This window comes from Flavobacterium hibernum (assembly GCF_000832125.1).
GTDB classification, from domain to species: domain Bacteria; phylum Bacteroidota; class Bacteroidia; order Flavobacteriales; family Flavobacteriaceae; genus Flavobacterium; species Flavobacterium hibernum.
On sequence record NZ_JPRK01000011.1, the window covers coordinates 17,970 to 36,176 of the forward strand.

General features: G+C 33.5%; 15 protein-coding genes. 5 read left to right on the forward strand and 10 right to left on the reverse strand.

Going from position 1 to position 18,207, the window contains the following annotated elements; genetic code table 11:
- Positions 1-42: 42 nt before the first annotated feature.
- The 4 genes from IW18_RS12960 to IW18_RS12975 all read right to left on the reverse strand — a co-directional run bounded on the left by IW18_RS12960 (position 43) and on the right by IW18_RS12975 (position 2,675).
- Entirely contained in the window at positions 43-414 is a 372-nt protein-coding gene (locus IW18_RS12960; RefSeq protein WP_041518309.1) for a LysM peptidoglycan-binding domain-containing protein, read from the reverse strand.
- Between the two features lie 8 nt (positions 415-422).
- Complete coding sequence (locus IW18_RS12965; RefSeq protein ID WP_041518310.1) at positions 423-902, reverse strand: BON domain-containing protein; 480 nt, start codon at positions 900-902, stop codon at positions 423-425.
- Positions 903-1,080: 178 nt separating this feature from the next.
- Complete coding sequence (locus IW18_RS12970) at positions 1,081-1,563, reverse strand: hypothetical protein (protein WP_123902495.1); 483 nt, start codon at positions 1,561-1,563, stop codon at positions 1,081-1,083.
- A 56-nt stretch (positions 1,564-1,619) separates the two neighbouring features.
- Positions 1,620-2,675 carry a hypothetical protein gene (locus IW18_RS12975; RefSeq protein WP_041518312.1) on the reverse strand — a complete coding sequence of 352 codons (1,056 nt, stop codon included), beginning with the start codon at positions 2,673-2,675 and terminating at the stop codon, positions 1,620-1,622.
- Positions 2,676-2,990: 315 nt separating this feature from the next.
- On the opposite strand from IW18_RS12975, the gene dnaX reads away from it, so the two are divergent.
- Positions 2,991-4,076: a DNA polymerase III subunit gamma/tau gene (gene dnaX, locus IW18_RS12980; protein ID WP_041518313.1), complete on the forward strand. Its 1,086-nt coding sequence runs from the start codon at positions 2,991-2,993 to the stop codon at positions 4,074-4,076.
- Positions 4,077-4,351: 275 nt separating this feature from the next.
- On the forward strand, positions 4,352-4,726 hold the full coding sequence (locus tag IW18_RS12985; RefSeq protein WP_240475561.1) for a DNA polymerase III: 375 nt from the start codon (positions 4,352-4,354) through the stop codon (positions 4,724-4,726).
- 33 nt (positions 4,727-4,759) lie between these two features.
- On the opposite strand, the gene IW18_RS12990 is transcribed toward IW18_RS12985, so the two are convergent.
- From IW18_RS12990 to IW18_RS13015, 6 genes are all read right to left on the reverse strand, one after another.
- Entirely contained in the window at positions 4,760-5,338 is a 579-nt protein-coding gene (locus IW18_RS12990) for an NAD(P)H-dependent oxidoreductase (RefSeq protein WP_041518314.1), read from the reverse strand.
- A gap of 57 nt (positions 5,339-5,395) precedes the next feature.
- Positions 5,396-5,956: a Crp/Fnr family transcriptional regulator gene (locus tag IW18_RS12995; RefSeq protein WP_041518315.1), complete on the reverse strand. Its 561-nt coding sequence runs from the start codon at positions 5,954-5,956 to the stop codon at positions 5,396-5,398.
- 12 nt (positions 5,957-5,968) lie between these two features.
- Complete coding sequence (locus IW18_RS13000; RefSeq protein WP_041518316.1) at positions 5,969-6,550, reverse strand: TMEM175 family protein; 582 nt, start codon at positions 6,548-6,550, stop codon at positions 5,969-5,971.
- Positions 6,551-6,656: 106 nt separating this feature from the next.
- The gene (locus tag IW18_RS13005; RefSeq protein WP_041518317.1) at positions 6,657-7,547 is read right to left on the reverse strand and encodes a Ppx/GppA phosphatase family protein; all 891 of its coding nucleotides are present in this window, start codon (positions 7,545-7,547) and stop codon (positions 6,657-6,659) included.
- A gap of 33 nt (positions 7,548-7,580) precedes the next feature.
- Positions 7,581-9,662, reverse strand: a complete 2,082-nt coding sequence (gene ppk1, locus IW18_RS13010) for a polyphosphate kinase 1 (protein WP_041518318.1) — start codon at positions 9,660-9,662, stop codon at positions 7,581-7,583.
- Between the two features lie 5 nt (positions 9,663-9,667).
- On the reverse strand, positions 9,668-10,153 hold the full coding sequence (locus tag IW18_RS13015) for a SixA phosphatase family protein (RefSeq protein ID WP_041518319.1): 486 nt from the start codon (positions 10,151-10,153) through the stop codon (positions 9,668-9,670).
- A gap of 500 nt (positions 10,154-10,653) precedes the next feature.
- Between IW18_RS13015 and IW18_RS13020 the strand changes: the two genes are divergently transcribed.
- The 3 genes from IW18_RS13020 (at position 10,654) to IW18_RS13030 (ending at position 18,206) form a co-directional block, all read left to right on the forward strand.
- Positions 10,654-13,509, forward strand: a complete 2,856-nt coding sequence (locus IW18_RS13020; protein WP_041518320.1) for a choice-of-anchor L domain-containing protein — start codon at positions 10,654-10,656, stop codon at positions 13,507-13,509.
- Between the two features lie 146 nt (positions 13,510-13,655).
- Positions 13,656-17,123, forward strand: coding sequence for a T9SS type B sorting domain-containing protein (locus tag IW18_RS13025; RefSeq protein WP_449404066.1), 3,468 nt, complete (start codon positions 13,656-13,658; stop codon positions 17,121-17,123).
- Positions 17,124-17,288: 165 nt separating this feature from the next.
- The gene (locus IW18_RS13030) at positions 17,289-18,206 is read left to right on the forward strand and encodes a PorP/SprF family type IX secretion system membrane protein (protein ID WP_041518322.1); all 918 of its coding nucleotides are present in this window, start codon (positions 17,289-17,291) and stop codon (positions 18,204-18,206) included.
- The last annotated feature ends 1 nt before the right edge of the window (position 18,207 follow it).

Consider the following 18,207-nt stretch of genomic DNA (forward strand, 5'->3'; position numbering starts at 1 on the left):
TCCATCATAAAATGACGGACTTTCTAAAAAAAAACAAAAAAATTATGCTGTTGGTATTTTTAACTTCCATCCTGCCTGAATCAAATCAGGATTTTTAATGATATCTCTGTTGGCTTCAAAAATAGCTTCCCATGAAACTCCGTGTGCTTTGCCAATTTTAGATAACGAATCACCACTTGCAACGGTATAATCTGTAGTTTTCCCTTCGGCAACAGCAATATTAATTACTGCATCTGCGGATCTAAAATCTGGGTCAAGTTTTCCGTAGGCACTCCAAATTTTTTCTTTATCCTCTGCAGATTTTGCTGTTCCATCAATATACAACACATTATCCTGCTCTCTTACTTGCAAATTAGCTACACCCAAATTGGTAGCCAAATCTGTTAACTCTCTATATTTATCTAGTAAACTCATGACTTTTTTTATTTAATGGTTAGCTTATTTTCAACTTTTTTAGGCTTCAATTCCTGTACGCTTTTTATCAAGTTGGGCAATTGCGCTTTTTTGATATCTCCTGTAAGTGTTACAACACCATCTTTAACTGTGGCACTTACACCGCTGTACGTTTTTACAACTTCATTTACTGAATTACTTAAAACACTATCTGAATTAATTTCGACTGGTGCAGTTTCTATCACTGGCTCAGGCGCAGCAATTTCGCAATTATTCACAACAGATTTCACTCCTTTAATTCCTTTAATAATAGTTTCGGCATTTTCTTTAAAAGTAGCATCCTTGCAAATCCCAGAAATAGTTGCAACTCCATCTTTTACAGTAACTTCTACACCTGGCAAAGCACTCATTTTTGCTGCAATCTCTTTTTGAATGTCTGCATCTTTAGGACCACAAGCTACTAAAGATAAAGCTAGGCTTAATCCCAATAAAATCGATTTAATTTTCATAGTGATAGTTTTTAAAATTAATGAATCCTCTAAGTTAACAAATTAAATAACAGATATTTAAAAAACAATCTTACAATTTAGATTCTTATTAATTTCTTAAAATCAGTATATAAAAAAAGTCTTGAATTTTACTGTTCAAGACTTTTACTATTTTTAATTATGGATGTTTATTCTCCTCTTAAATTTTAACTGGTTCTAAAACAAACAGCAATGCTTCTATTTGCTCTATTGGCATTTTTACTATAGATTCTATTTGAGTGTTTTCAGAACTAATCACTAAAACTCCTTCATTGTCTTCTTCATATCCTACTGATTTAAAAGAATAACTTGGAACCGAAATCGCTATTTCTTTTTTTCCGTCTTTAAACCAACCGTAATTAGCTTCGTAAATGATTTTATTTTCTAAAATTTCTATAGTTTCTTCGCCATATGTATTCCATAAAGCAACTCTAAGAAGATAAAAGCCCATAATAGAAAACAATCCTATACCAATAAAATAACCAATTTCTAATCCGCCACCTAATACTAAACCCCAAATAGTACCAAAAACTGGTAAAATAAAAGATGCAAAAGCAAAAAAGAACATTATAATTCTGATTGCTAATGGTGATTTTTTGACTTTTAGGTTTAGTATGTTATTTTTGAAATTGAATTGCTGCATGGAATTTATTTTGGTTTAAGAAATCACTTCCGGAAATGGATGAATTTAGCTTTAGTTTAGTGACAATAATAATCAATTTTCCTTTCTATAATACTTTCAATTTTACCTTCTTTTGAGCGTGTCTTTTTAATCCAATTTTTAAATTTATCATACACTATATCAAAATTATAAACAGTAATCTTTTCTTCTTCTTGTTCATTATTATAAGAATTACTTTTTGATTTATACACTATCTTTTTAGGATTTTGAAAACTAAAATAATAATCCCTTACTTCTTTATTACCCTTGTATACGTAAACACGAGTGGACAAAGAATCTTTTGAAGTCCAATTAATTTCCTTTCTCTCTAAAAAGTCCTTTTCATAATTTTCAACAATTTTCACTTCAAAATTTTTATTTTTTACTCTTTTTGTAACTTCTCTGCGAGAGTACTTTGGACTTATTTTTGTGACTATTGTAGTATCCTTATCTTTTTTATATTCATACAGCGTTTGTCTTTCTGGATAAAATGATAATTTATATCCATCTTTCGAATCACTTGTAATTAATGTTTCATCACTATCATTTTCTGGATTATTATATAAATCTTCAATCAACTGATTCTCTTTATTGTATTTATAAAGCCTGTAATCTTGCAAAGTGTCATTTACATAATGTTCTTGCTTCGTTACTAAATTATTAGTGAATCTATTTATATATTTTTCTCTATAGTTCTCATTTGCACTGCTTTTTGTTGAATCTGGAAATTCAGAATTACTACTAAAATATTGATTTACAAAAGTGAGTTTCAAAATCCCATTATTTTGGGATATATTCTTGATTCTTTCCAACGCATCAAATTCTATATCTCTCCATGAATCCTTTATATCATTCTCGTAAAGCTTTACTAATTGGATCTTTCCATTTTTTGAAAAGAAAACTTCTGAAATAGTTTTTACAGAATCCTTTTTTGCACTCATTCTGTCGAGACTTAAGTTTTTTAAGGTGATTTTTTTTACACAACCTTTAAAGTCAATTTCTTGAGGTACAAGATATCTTTTATCAACTTTACTATTTTGACTAAAAACCACACCATTAAGCAATAACAAACCAATCAGTATTATTCTTTTCATTCTCTTCTGTTTTTTTTTTCGCAAAATTCATCAAATTCTCCAAGTATAAAAGAAGTAATCGATTTAGTCTTTCTATAGGTAAATTTGCGTTTTTGCTGTTAAAAATAGTTCTTTTTTATTACAAAAAATTTAGATTCAGATTTTTTAATCTCTTAAAATTAAATTCGAGATTCTAAAATTATAAAAGAACCTTTACTAAAAAAACGCGTTACTTCCTCACATTCAAAACACTCAAAATCCCCTTAAAGATTTATCAATTTCAGATTTGTGAATTGGCAATTTTCGGACTATATTTGCTATCGAATAAAATAGAATATGGAACAATTTGTAGTATCGGCTCGTAAGTATCGCCCACAAACCTTTAAGGATGTTGTAGGGCAAAAAGCCATTACCAACACTTTGTTGAATGCTATTGATAGTAATCATCTTGCTTCTGCCCTTTTATTCACAGGACCTCGTGGAGTTGGTAAAACAACTTGCGCTCGTATTCTGGCTCGTAAAATAAACCAGCCTGGATATGATGATCCTAATGAAGATTTTGCTTTTAACGTTTTTGAGTTAGATGCTGCTTCAAACAACTCGGTTGATGATATTCGTAGCTTGATTGACCAAGTTCGAATCCCGCCTCAAACCGGACAATACAAAGTATATATTATTGACGAGGTTCATATGTTGTCTTCGGCAGCTTTTAATGCTTTCCTTAAAACATTAGAAGAGCCGCCAAAACATGCTATTTTTATTTTAGCAACTACGGAAAAACACAAAATTATTCCAACGATTTTATCTCGTTGTCAGATTTTTGATTTCAAGAGAATTACTGTAAAAGATGCTAAAGAACATTTGGCAGAAGTTGCAACAAGTCAGGGAATCAATTTTGAAGACGATGCTTTGCACATTATCGCTCAAAAGGCTGATGGTGCAATGCGTGATGCTTTGTCTATTTTTGACCGTGTTGTTTCGTACTGCGGAACAAACTTAACACGTCAGGCTGTAACAGAAAATCTAAACGTTTTAGATTACGAAACTTACATTAGTATTACTGATTTACTTTTAGAAAATAAGATTCCGGATCTTTTATTAGCATACAACGATATTCTTGCAAAAGGATTTGATGGTCACCATTTTATTGCTGGTCTTGCTTCTCACTTTAGAGATTTATTGGTAAGCAAAACTCCTGCAACAATCGCTTTACTTGAAGTGGGCGAACAAGCACAACAAATGTATGGTGTTCAGGCTCAAAAATGTTCTCAGGACTTTTTACTAAAAGGAATTGATATTGCAAACGACTGTGATTTAAAGTATAAATTAAGTCAAAACCAACGCCTTTTAGTCGAATTATGTTTGATGCAATTGGCCTCTATCAGCTTTGATGGAGAAAAAAAAAAGTTGAGCAATTCATAATTCCCCCTACTTATTATAAAAATGGTAGTTATTCTATAGTTGAAGTTCAAAATCCAAAGCCGCAAGTTGAAGCTCAAACCGAAGCACAAAATCCAATTTCGAGAGTAGAAACTGCAAATAACCCAACTCAAACTTCAAAACAACAAGAAACTCCTGTAGCTCCGCAACCTGAAGTTAGCAACGAGCCTAAAGTTTCGGCTTTTTCTTTATCCAGTATTCGCAAGAAAAAAGAATTAGAAGCAGCCAATCAATCTTATGTAAAGCCTACTTCTGTAATGCCTACAGAAGAATTTACAGAGACTGAAATGTTGGTGCAATGGAATAAATATGCGCAACGTTTGGGCGATAAGGGACATAAAATCATGCAATCGTTATTATTAATTAACGATCCTACTTTAAGCGGCACTATTATTACTTTTGAATTACCCAACGAAGGTTCTAAACTTGATTTTGAAGGTCAGATTCATGGACTTTTAGGACATTTAAAAGGACACTTACACAATCACGATATTACGATTGAGGTTAATGTTAATGAAACTATCGAAATTAAACGTAGTCTTAACGATCAGGATCGATACAATCGACTGTTGGAAATCAACCCAAATATAGATCTTTTGCGTACTACATTTGGATTGGATTTAACTTCTTAGTTTTTTAAGCATACGAATTTTAGGCACCTTTTTTTACTTATTTCCTAGTCCAAGATTATAGACTTTTTGCAACCATTTTTCTCTTTTAGAAGAATCAGCGGTTTTAATAATTCCGACATAAGTTACTTTTACCGGTTTTACACCACAAAATTCTAAGGTTGTTTTTTTTAATTGATTGACACTTGGTCTTCCATAAAAAAATCTGTAATACCAACTTGGTTGATCCATCGTTGTAATTATATGGGCTGTTTTTCCTTTTAGAAGCTTATCCCACCAAACTGAATTTTCGCGATACTGAAATGTCATTCCCGGTAAAAACAAACGATCTATAAATCCTTTTGTAATTGCTGGAAGTCCACCCCACCAAACGGGATGTATCCATACTAAATGATCTGCTTTTTGGATTTTCTGCCAAGATTCAACTAAGTCTGGCTCTAACTCCGTGCGTTTTTGATAACCAAACTGTAAATTGGGATTAAATTTTAACTCGGCAATTGTAATTGTGTCTACTTCTGCACCAGAAGCAATTGCGCCTTTTAAATATGACTCAGCGATTGCAAAATTAAAACTTGACGGATTTGGGTGTCCGTTTATAATCAGTATTTTTTTCATATGATTCCTTTTTAGTAAAATTAGTGTTTCAATGAAAATTGTTACTAGACAAATGTCCTATAATACTGCTTTGCGAATCCTGCTTAAGTGTCTTGGTGTAACACCTAAATAAGACGCTAAATATTGAAGCGGAATTAGCTGTAGGTATTTTTGATGATTTTTGTAAAGTTCTTCGTAACGTTGTGTTCCGGATAATTTCTGAAAAGAAATCATTCGTTTTTGAAGCGTCACATATTCCATCTCCGTTAATTTACGACCAATTTCCTGCCAATGAATTCCCTGACTATACAATTTCTCCAGACTTTCCCGACTTATGACCTGCAATTCTGTATCTACCAAAGCCTGAATGTTTTCCTGAGCAACTTCTTGTGTTATAAAACTGGAAAATGAAGCCATAAATTCGTTTTCGAATGCAAAACAATTCGTGATTTCATCGGCTTGATGATTGAAAAAATACGACCGTAAAATTCCTTTTTTGATAAAGTAAATCTCATTACTGATCTGATTTTCCAGCAATAATAATTCTCCTTTTTTAAGTGTTTTAAAAGTAATTAAATCATCTAACTGATCTAATTCTGCTTGCGATAAATTTTGAATGGATTGAAAAATAGATTTCATTTTAAAACTGAATTATTCTTTTGACGGAAAAAATCTTTCTATTCTTTTATCAGGAATAAGCCATAACATAGCTACGGTAAAATAGGCAACTCCAGAAATCCATTCGTTGTAAAATGAAAAAACTATCCCAACAATATATAAAACGGAAGACATATTTCCTTTTACATCTTTACCAATCGCTTTTGCAATTATGGAGTTTTTACCTTCATTAAGAATTATAATTCGCTGTAATATAAAGTAAGCTATTGAACACAGCAACAACACAAATCCATACAAACCCATAGAGGCTTTTGCAAAATTGTGTTCTCCCATCCAACCTGTTGCAACGGGAATTAAAGACAACCAAAAAAGTAAATGAAGGTTTGCCCAAAGTATTTTTCCGTTGACTTTGTTGATACTATGAATTAAATAATGGTGGTTATTCCAGTAAATTCCAACGTAAATAAAACTCAAAACATAACTTAGAAATTTAGGAATAAGTGGTTTTAAATCTGCGAACTCATGTCCTTCAGGCACTTTAATCTCCAAAATCATAATGGTTATAATGATTGCCAAAACACCATCACTAAAGGCCTCAAGTCTAGTTTTATTCATGTAGTTAATTGTTGTTGAGTTTTTTTTTTGCCACAGATTAAATGATTTAAAAAGATTTCTTTATTAAACCAAAATCTGTAAAAATCATTTAATCTGTGGCAATATTTTAAATTTTTCCGTAGTACATTGCTTTTACGATTCCATCAGAAAGTCCAATTTTAGGAACATAAATTTGGCGAGCACCACTCCATTTCATTGCATTTAGATAAATTCTGGTGGCATGAATAATTACATCGGCACGATCTGAATTCAGTCCTAATTCAGCAATTCTTTGTTCGTATGTCAATGAGTTTAAAAAGGCATATTGTGAATTGATATAAATGTACGAAAGCGGTTTTTCCTGTTGTTTCCCGGACATTTTAAACAATTTATTGATATTTCCTCCAGAACCAATTAATGTTACTTCTTCGTAATCAGCAGTATTGGTTTTAATCCATTTTTCGATTTCATCCCAAACTACGTCATGAACCATATTATTTAACAAACGAACTGTTCCGGCTTTAAAGGATCTTGAATTAATCAATTTTCCATCAGAAAATAATGTAAACTCTGTACTTCCACCACCAACATCTACAAAAAGATAGGTTTCGTCTGTTTTTAATAAATGAAGCAAATCTGTAGAAGCAATAATAGCGGCTTCTTTTTTTCCGTCAATAATTTCAATTTTAATATCGGCTTTTTTCTTTATCAAAGCCACAACTTCTTTTGAATTGTATGCCTCGCGCATTGCCGAAGTTGCAAACGCCATATAACGCTCGACTTTATGTACTTTCATTAAAAGATGGAATGCTTTCATAGCATCTACCATTCGATCTATATTTTCTTCTGAAATTTCTCCTACTGTAAAGGCATCTTGTCCCAAACGAATTGGCACACGAACAAGCGAACTCTTATTAAATTGTGGTTCTTTGCCATCTTGTTCTACAACGTTAGATATCAAAAGCCTCATGGCATTTGAACCAATATCTATTGCTGCAAGTTTCCTTATATTAATCATGCTCACTTATGATTTTAATTTTTATAGTTTTTATTAGTTTGTACCTTGAACAACTTCGTCGATTACCTCAATTTTATTTTGATAATATTTATAGGTTTCAAACTGTGCTCTAAAAGGGGCATGATGATTTCTAGGTTTGTATTTATTATCTAATTTATAGGAATGGTATCTCACTTTTACATTTCCTTTCCAAGCTATGTTGAAATTATCTATTAATTCTTTCTTTATTGCGAGATCATAAATTGGGCATGTAACTTCGACTCTTCCGTCAAGATTTCTGGTCATAAAATCAGCCGATGAAATATAGACTTCGGTTAAACCAGCATTTCCAAAAATATAAACTCTTGAATGTTCTAAATAATTATCAACGATACTTATGGCTTCTATATTTTCACTCATTCCCGGAATTCCAGGTATTAACGAGCAAATTCCTCTTACTTGAAGCTGAATTTTTACTCCTGCATTACTGGCTTCGTATAATTTATCGATCATTTTAAAATCTGATAAACTATTCATTTTTAACTTTATGTGTGTTTTTCTACCTGCCAAAGCGTGTAAAATTTCACGATCTATTAGTTTTATAAATTTGGTTCGCGTGTAATGCGGCGACACGATTAAATGCTTGTACCTGTGTACTCGGTAATTGATATCAAAGAATTCAAATATTTTAGATATGTCTTTCAAAATTCCCTGATGGCAAGTAAACAACGTAACATCTGTATAAATTTTAGCTGTTGATTCGTTGAAGTTTCCTGTCGAAATAAATCCATAGCGACGTGCCTTTCCTTCTTCAAATCTTTCAATTACACATATTTTACTGTGCACTTTTAAACCTTTTATTCCAAAGATCAAATCGATTCCTTCGGTTTGCATTTGCTCGGCATACGAAATATTAGTCGCTTCATCAAAACGTGCCTGAAGTTCTATTTGAACAGTTACTTTTTTTCCATTTTTAGCTGCATTAATCAATGAACTAATAATTTGCGAATTTTTTGCCAGTCGATACAAGGTGATTTTTATACTGCTCACTTTTGGATCTAAAGCTGCTTCACGCAAAAACTTTGTTAGGTATGAAAATGACTGATATGGCGCGTGTAATAAATAATCTTTTTTACTGATTTTTTCCAAAATACTTCCGCCCAAACTCAAACCTGGAATTGGTAGAGGCTCATTTGGCTTATAAAGTAAATCATATCTTCCAAGATTTGGAAAACTCATATAATCACGACGATTGTGATATCTTCCGCCGGGAATTATACTATCCATTTCAACAATTTTCATTTTATCGAGAAAGAATCTTAAAGTATCTTCTTCAATTAAATTATCATATATAAAACGAACAGGCTCTCCTATTCTTCGATCTTTTACTGAGGTTGCGATTTTTTCAAGCATACTTTTGCTCAAATCGCTATCGATATCTAATTGTGCATCACGCGTGATTTTAATCATATGTGCTGAGACACTTTTATAATCGAAAATATTAAAAATATTTTTCAAATTATATCGAATGACATCATCAATTAAAATTACGTAATGTTTCTCATCATCAGATGGTAACACGACAAACCTGTTCATTGTTTTTGGAATTTCGATAACGGCGTAACGAACTTCATTGTTTGTATTCATTTCTAAACGAACTGCTAAATATCCTAAAGTATCTTTTAATACAGGAAATTCGGCCAAATCATTCAAAATGATTGTTACTAATTCCGGACTTAACTTTTGAGTAAAAAAGTCTTTTAGATAACTTTCCTGATCTTTTGTGATTTGATCTTCGTTTATAACAAAGATATTTTCAGCTTCCAATTCAGTTTCAATATTACCCAGAATACGCAAGCTTTCAGACTGTTGCTGAATTACAATTTCGGTAATGTCCTTAATTAATTGATGGGCTGAAACTCCGCCTAAATATTTTTCGCCCGAAATTCCGGATAGGCTTAATCTACGAATTGCAGCATATCGAACTCTAAAAAATTCATCTAAATTGTTTGAAAAAATTCCAACAAAACGCAGTCTGTCTAAAAGTGGAACTGTGTTATCTGCGGCTTCCTGAAGCACTCTTGCATTAAACGCTAACCAACTTTTTTCTCTATCGATATATTTTTGTTCGTACACTTTATTTATTTTAAATCTTTGGGGAAAATTGTTTTATGAGTTTTACCTTTTTTAATAGTGTCCCAACTGTCTGCGTCGAATTGCAAGGATACAAAACCTGAGGTTGGAACGTTTTCGATAAATACATCACCAAATTTATTAACAAAATTTGTAATAGCCTCGTTATGTCCAAAAAGAATAACGCTTTCGAAACTATTATCACATGATTTAATAACCTTTTCCAGTTGTTTATCATCAAAGGTATAAAGGTCGTCTTTAAAAATGATACTTTCAATAGGATATGAAATATTTTGAGCAAAAATAAGCGCCGTTTCTAAGGCTCGGGCTGCTGTACTACTCCACATTATATATGTTTTTGGAAGAAACTTTGAAATATTTGCTGATACTTCATGAGCATCTAAAATTCCTTTTTTCATTAAAGGTCTGTCGAAATCTTTCAAAGGAGCTTCCCAACTTGATTTTGCATGACGTATTAAAACTAAATTTTTCATAAGTAAAAGATTTACAAACCACTTCGTAGAGGTTAATATTTTAATTGAACTTCTAATTTACAAAAGAAATCTTAAACCTTCTTCTTTTTTTATTTCTGTTAACATATTATAAAAATTTTAACAAGAATAAACAAGTTCCAAAGCATTAAAAATTAAAAAAACTAAACTTTCTTCTTTAATCAGAAAGTGTCGTTCATCTAGTAAACCGTGCATTTTGTCGACATTACTCATATTGATAAAAAATTAACCAAATAATTGATAATTAATCATTTAGCGTAATTTAAAAATTGCGTTTTTGATCAAAAAACCAAAATTTAGACCTTTTCCTATTTGTTAAAAATGACAAATAAAACCTTTTTTTTAACCTTTATATAACAAAAAAAAGACACTTCAACGAGTTTTTAGGTTAGTTATAGACAAAAAAAATCAAAATTATACAGACTATATAACTTTGATTCTGTTAATATTAGATAAATACTTCAAAAATAAAATCCTAAAATATGAGAACTAAATCTACTCTAAAAGAAGTGGGGGAATTCATAGAATGTTGTAAGTATATTTTCCCATTTCAAAAAAACATTCAGCAAGAAGCCTTTTCTAAAATTAGTTTAAAATCTCTTTTAATTTTGATTTTAGGATGTGTGTTCTTTTCTTCGACCATATCTGCACAAGAAATACCTTTTCGAGCAGGAAATACTTTAACGACAACTAGAGTAACATCAAAATCTACAGCAAAAAGCGCTGGGATTAGTGCTCTTGCTGCTGTAGCAGGGTCTATAGATGTAGCTAATCCTGCTGCAGGTTACAATAATTACACTCCCGATGATTTAGTTCGTAACATACTAACATCTGGCTGTTTAACCATTAACAATGTTCGTTTTGGTTATTATAGACGAAACAATGCTAACTCTTGGACTTGGGTTAATCACGACTGGTCTGAAATAGCGGGTGATCGCCAATTGGGTTATTACAGTAAAGGTAGTTCAACATTTCCTATAGATGAGGGGCTTCTTTTATCTACCGGAAAAATTAGTTCTGCAATGGGGCCCAATACTTACACCAATAGATCTGATGAAATGGTTGATGAAGCAAGTGATCCAGATTTAGCTGCAATTTCAGGTAGAACTATGTATGATGCTTCAATTTTGGAATTTAATTTTGTACCTGATGGAAATTTAGTCGAATTTAAATTTGTTTTTGCTTCAGAAGAATATCTTGAATATGTTAATAGCTCCTTCAATGATGCTTTTGGATTCTTTTTGAGTGGTCCTGGCATTAATAGTACATACACTAACAACGCTATAAACTTAGCCAAATTAACTAATGGAGATGCAGTAACTGTAAACAATATACACTCTGCAGGATCGACTGTAAATGGCGTGCCTTTTGCAGCGAAAAATGATGCATATTACATTAATAATCCCCTAGGATCTACTACAATGGAATATGATGGATCTACTGTTGTGCTTACCGCAACTTATACTGTTACACCGGGACAAAATTATAAAATAAAAATGGCGATTGCCGATGCATCTGATCAAAAATGGGATTCTGGTGTATTTTTAAAAGCCAAAAGTTTTGCAACAAATACTTTAGTGATTACCAATCCCGCTTCTGTATGCCTTAATGGAACTGCTAATATAACCTTACCAGCAATTACAGCCGGAAGTACTGCAGGATTAACTTACACTTACTGGAAAGATGCTGCAGCGACAATTCCTTATACAACACCAACGGTTTCGCCTGTAGGCACTTACTACATAAAAGGTAAAAATGATCAATCTGGTTGTTACGATATAAAACCAGTTGTCGTTAGTCAAACGAATATTGTAATTACTGAAACAACTGCCTCGCATGTTGATGTAAAATGTAAAGGAACGGCAACAGGTTCTGCGGCCGTAACTGTGTCTGGAGGAACTACGCCTTATACATATTCTTGGAATACTTCTCCAGTTCAAACTGGCGCTACAGCAACTAATTTAGGAGCGGGAACATATACGGTAACAGTTACTGATGGAAAAGGATGTAGTAATACAAAACAAATAACTATTACTGAACCAGCAGCAGGTATAACAGTAACTAAAGCTTCTCAAACTGATGTATTATGTTTTGGAAACTCTACTGGAGCTATTAATATAACACCGTCTGGTGGAACTAGTACTTATACTTATGACTGGGCAGATTTGGCAGGAACTAATGATCCTCAAAACCGAACTGGACTTGCTAGCGGAACGTATACTGTAGTTGTAAAAGATTCAAATGGATGCTCTTCTGCTCCGCTTGCTGTTACCATTACCCAACCGGGAGCAGCTTTATCATGTTCCGTTGTACAAAACAAACCAGTAACCGCAAACGGATTAAGTAATGGTGAAGCAACTGTAACTGTAATTGGTGGTACTACGAACTATACCTATTTATGGGATAATGCCGAAACTACACAAAAAGCTACAGCATTAAACGCTGGATTACATAGTGTAAAAGTTACAGATGCAAACGGTTGTACTACAGAATGTACAGTACAAATTACAGAACCAAATGTATTATCTTGCAGTATATCTCAAGACGCAGCCGTAAAATGTTATGGAGGTAATAACGGTAAAGCTACTGTAATTGCTGTTGGTGGAAACGGAGATTATACATATAAATGGGATAATGGCGAAACAACCTCAACTGCTATTGCTTTAATTGCTGGTTCGCATACTGTTATTGTTACTGATAAATTGAATTACACAACTACATGTAATGTTACAATTAGTCAACCACAGGAAGCTTTAAGCGCAACCACAACACAAGTTAATGTAACTTGCGGTGGCGGAACAACAGGTTCTGCAACAGTAATTCCATCAGGAGGTACAAATCCATATACCTATTCTTGGAATACAACCCCTGTTCAAACCGGAGTTACAGCTACAGGGCTTAAGGCTGGAACATATGAAGTTACTGTTAAAGATGACAATTTATGTTCAATAACAAAATCTGTAACGATTATCGATGGAGATTCTGTTGTTCCTGTAATAAATCCGTTACCTCAAGCTTCGACAATTAATTGTCCAGCGGAGCCTGTTTTTGCTCAGGCAACAGCAACAGACAATAGCGGTACTACTCCTACTTTATCTTATGTAGATGCAATAACGCCAGGTGGTTGCGCAGGTGCCTATACTAAAACAAGAACGTGGACTGCTGTAGATGCTTGTGGAAATACTTCACTTCCAGTTAGTCAGGTAATCATTGTACAAGATAATACTAAACCAACTTGGTCTACTGTGGTGGATTCTTTAAATAAAACGATCGAATGTAGCGATGCGGCAGCTTTAACCTCTGCTCAAGCATTGTTCCCATCGGCTACAAAAAAGTAAAAGTAAGCGGTGCGTTTGTAGCTTCTGCGGGTTGTTCAAATGCAGGAACTTACACCAATACTTGGACTGTAAAAGATGATTGCGGAAATACTTCGGATACTTTCACTCAAATTATCACGATCCAAGATACTTCGAAACCAACATTTATTGGAGAACTTCCTACTGATATTACAGTTTCTTGCGATGCTGTGCCTCAAGCTGCTAATATTGAGGCTTCTGATAATTGTAATGGAGATTTACCTATCGTTTTTAAAGAAACCAAAAGTAATATCTCAAACGAGTGTGCTACAAATTATACATTAACTCGTTTATGGACTACAAGTGATTGCGCTGGAAACATCGCTACTTATACTCAAATCATTACGGTTAGAGATACAACTGCTCCTACTGGAACTGCACCAACTGATGTTGCTAATTTACAAAGCATTGCCGATATTCCTGTTGGAAATCCAAGTGATATTAAAGATGCAGCTGATAATTGCAGTAGCACGGTAAACATAACAGTTAGTGATTCTAACAATGGAGGAAGTGGTTGCGATGGAAATGCATATATCTTGACCAGAACTTATATTTTAACTGATTGCGCAGGTAATAAGACTGAATTGAAACAAAGTTTTACTGTCGAAAATAAAGTTTCAGTTACCGGAATTGCCTCTAATGTAACTTGTTTTGGAGGAAATGATGGTTCAATTTTAGTTACCAATAGTCCTGGTTCAACTGTAGTTATTAGAAATCAAAACAATGAAATTGTTGGAAATACTAATTTACCAGCAGGAACTTATACACTTACAGCAATATCTGCTGTAAACAACGGTAACCAAACTTGTTCTGCTACAACAACAGTTGTAATATCTCAACCAACTTACACTATTAAAATATCTGGACAAGTTCTCAATAAAGATACTAATTCGCCAATTGCAAATGTACCAGTTACATTGGTTCCGCAAGGAACGACTAGCGGTCCTATTTTAATGCGTATTACAGGCGCCGATGGTCTATATAATTTCTCAGGAATGTCTGCGGGAAGTTATTTAGTACAAGTTCAAGATGCTAATTTAAATAGTGCGCATCAATTATACCCTGTTGATTCAAGTTTATTCTTTACAACATTGCAAGATTGTATTCTTCAGGAACATAATTTTGAATATGAAAAATCGACTTTACCTGTTCTAGGAGATTACGTGTGGTATGACACTAATAGCAATGGCGTTCAAGACGAATGGTATGATGCAAATAATGACGGCATTGTAACCAAAAATATTCCGGACAGCACTGGCGCGATCGATTACAGCCAATGGGAATGGATTGATTTAAATGGAGATGGAAGCTACGCAGGACCAACAAATGTTGGAGAATTAAATGCCGGTGGTTTTGGAAACTCTTTAAGTCCAAACGTAATCATCGATGGTCCAAACGGATATCATGATGAAGTAATCGTTGGTATTGAAGGTTTCTGGAGAAACAGACCTAGCACTCCAAATCCTTACGGTGACTATACCATTAAATTGGTTAAAGATGCTAATTTTGATGCTGTTGCAGCGGCTTTAGGAGCTACTGGTTTGGTTAAAGTTCTTCCATCTGTAACAGATAAAAAAGTTACTGGTAAAACTGGTAAATCGCAATTACATACTGTTTGTTCAACAACTGGTGGTACTGCTGGATATATTGTAACAGTAACACCTCAAGATTTAGTTCATTTGGATGCTGACTTTGGAGTAAATTGCAAAGTATACTCTGATATTGTTGCCAATGACGATACTGCCGGTCCAATTGCCGGAGTAAATCACACCACAACAAATGTTTTAAATGTACTACAAAATGATACACTTGAAGGTGTAGCTGTAACAGCTTCTGATGTTGTTATAACTACAGTGACACCAAATGCATTTTTACAATTAAATTCTAATGGCTCTGTAGATGTTTTACCAAATGCTCCGGTAGGCACTTTAACATTAGTATATCAAATTTGCGAAGCAGATCAAACCTCTAATTGTGATACTGCAACAGTTACAGTTACAATTGAAGCTCCAGTAATTACAGTTACCGCTACCGCAATTTGTGTAAATGATGTTCCGTATGTTGATTATGTAGTTACTCCTGTAAACTTCACTCCAATAAATGGTGTAACAATTGCATGGGCAAATAGTAGTAATACAGTTATTACCACAATGAATGATTTACCGCTTTCCGGACGTATATTATGGCCTGGTGCTGTAGTAGATCAAGCAGGTAAAGGTATTGATTGGCCGGGATGGATTTTCCAAAATAATAAATGGATTCAAGGTGCGGACGGATTTGAAACACTGCGTCCAAGTGCTACTCTAACAATAACTCTTAATCCTAGTCAAACAATAACAGTGACATATCCGCCATCTGAGCCATTGTGTACACTAAGACCTACGTTTGCAATTGTAGCAAATGATGATAATGTAGGACCAATTTCTGGAAGCACGGGACAAACAAATATTGTCAATGTATTAACCAATGATACATTAAACGCAGCTGCTGTCGCCTTAAGTGACATTACTATTACAACATTAACTCCAGATCCGAAAGGAATTTTAACGCTAAACCCAGATGGATCGATTGACCTCGCTGCAAATGCGCCTGGCGGAACTTATACATTGACCTATCAAATTTGCGAAAAAGCTGATTTTGGAAATTGTGATACAGCAATTGTAACCGTCGTAGTATCTGATCCTCCTGCTCCACCTACACCAGTTGTTGCAAACGACGATACTTATAGCAATATTGGTTGTAATACATTTGGATTGGTTGGAAACGTATTGAGTAATGACTTAAAAGGTATAACAAGAGCATCACTAGATCTTGTAAACTTTACGCTATTGGCACAAACCGGAAATTCAACAAAAACAGATCCGAATATCACTTTTGATGCACTAGGAAATGTAACTGTAACGAGTTTAACTCCAGCCGGAACTTATACATACACGTACCAAATTTGTGATAAATTAAGTTCTGATAATTGCGATACTGCGATCGTAACCATTACAGTTGCACCAAGAGCCGTAACAACAATTGCGAGTAAAGCTTGTAATGATGATTCATCACTAATAAATTTACTTTTATTACTTCCGGAGAATACTCCAACAACAGGAACATGGGTTGATAGTAAAAACACTAATAGTATACAAGGAAACACATTTAATCCACTAGGCTTAGCACTCGGCAATTATACATTCGAATATGTATTGGCAGACCAAACTTGTCCGAGAACTATTTTACTTAACATGGAAATTAATGATGATTGTAAAGTACTACCATGTGGAAATGTTATAGTTCATAATGCTTTCTCACCAAATGGAGACGGAATAAACGATCTTTTTAACATCGAAAGTATTGATGACACAACTTGTTATCCTGAAAATGATGTAGAAATCTATAATCGTTGGGGAATATTGGTATTTGAAACTCATAATTACAATAATACAACCAATGCTTTTGATGGAACATCAAGAGGTAGAACAACCGTTAAACAATCTGATGGATTACCAAGTGGTACTTATTTTTACATTATAAATTACAAATCATTAGACTCTAATAATGTTCTTCAAAACAACAAAAAAGATGGGTATTTATATTTATCAAAATAGAATGAAAAAGCACTCAAAACACTGTATAATAAAGTTTTACACATGGATTCACAAATAATTAATAAAAAAAACCTTATTTTTGAATATGCAAATACACTGACTTTTTTAGAATCTTAATTGAGAAAAAAAAATCAATAGTAATAATTAAAATAATAAACATCTACTATGAGAACAAAATTATTTTTCTTCGTCATTATGTTTGTAACAGTTGCTGGTTATGCACAACAAGATGCACAATATACGCAATACATGTATAACACTATAAACATAAATCCTGCTTACGCTGGTTCGCGAGGAGCTCTAAGTATTTTTGGATTGTATCGTACCCAATGGGTTGGGTTAGACGGTGCTCCGGTAACAAGTAGCTTTTCTGTAAACTCACCAATTAACAACAGTAATTTGGGTGTAGGGGTATCTTTAGTCAATGATAAAATTGGACCTACCAATGAAAATAATCTTTCGGTAGACCTTTCTTACACTGTTCAGACTTCAGCAGATTTTAAACTTTCTTTTGGTATCAAAGGAACAGCTAATCTATTCAATCTGGACATTAATAAATTAAACCCAGAGTTTCAAGGCGATCCTCAATTTCAAGACATAAACAATAAATTTTCACCCAATATTGGAGCGGGAGTATATTGGCATTCTGACAAAGCTTATATTGGCTTATCAGTTCCAAACTTCATCGAAACCAATCGATATGACGATAATGATGTAGCCATTTACAAAGACAAAATCAATTATTACCTGATGGGAGGTTATGTATTTGATCTCGATAAATTACAGTACATCAAGTTCAAACCAGCAGTCTTAGCCAAAATGGTCGAAGGAGCACCGCTACAAGTAGATGTTTCAGCCAACTTTATGTTTATGGATAAATTCATGCTTGGTGTCGCTTATAGATGGAGTGCTTCTGTTAGTGCAATGGCTGGATTTCAAATTACAGACGGTCTGTATATTGGATATGGTTATGATCGTGAAACCACAAAGCTAAACAACTATAACTCTGGATCACATGAAATATTCCTGCGTTACGAGTTCTTCAAAAACAATGGTAAAATGACAACCCCACGTTTCTTCTAAA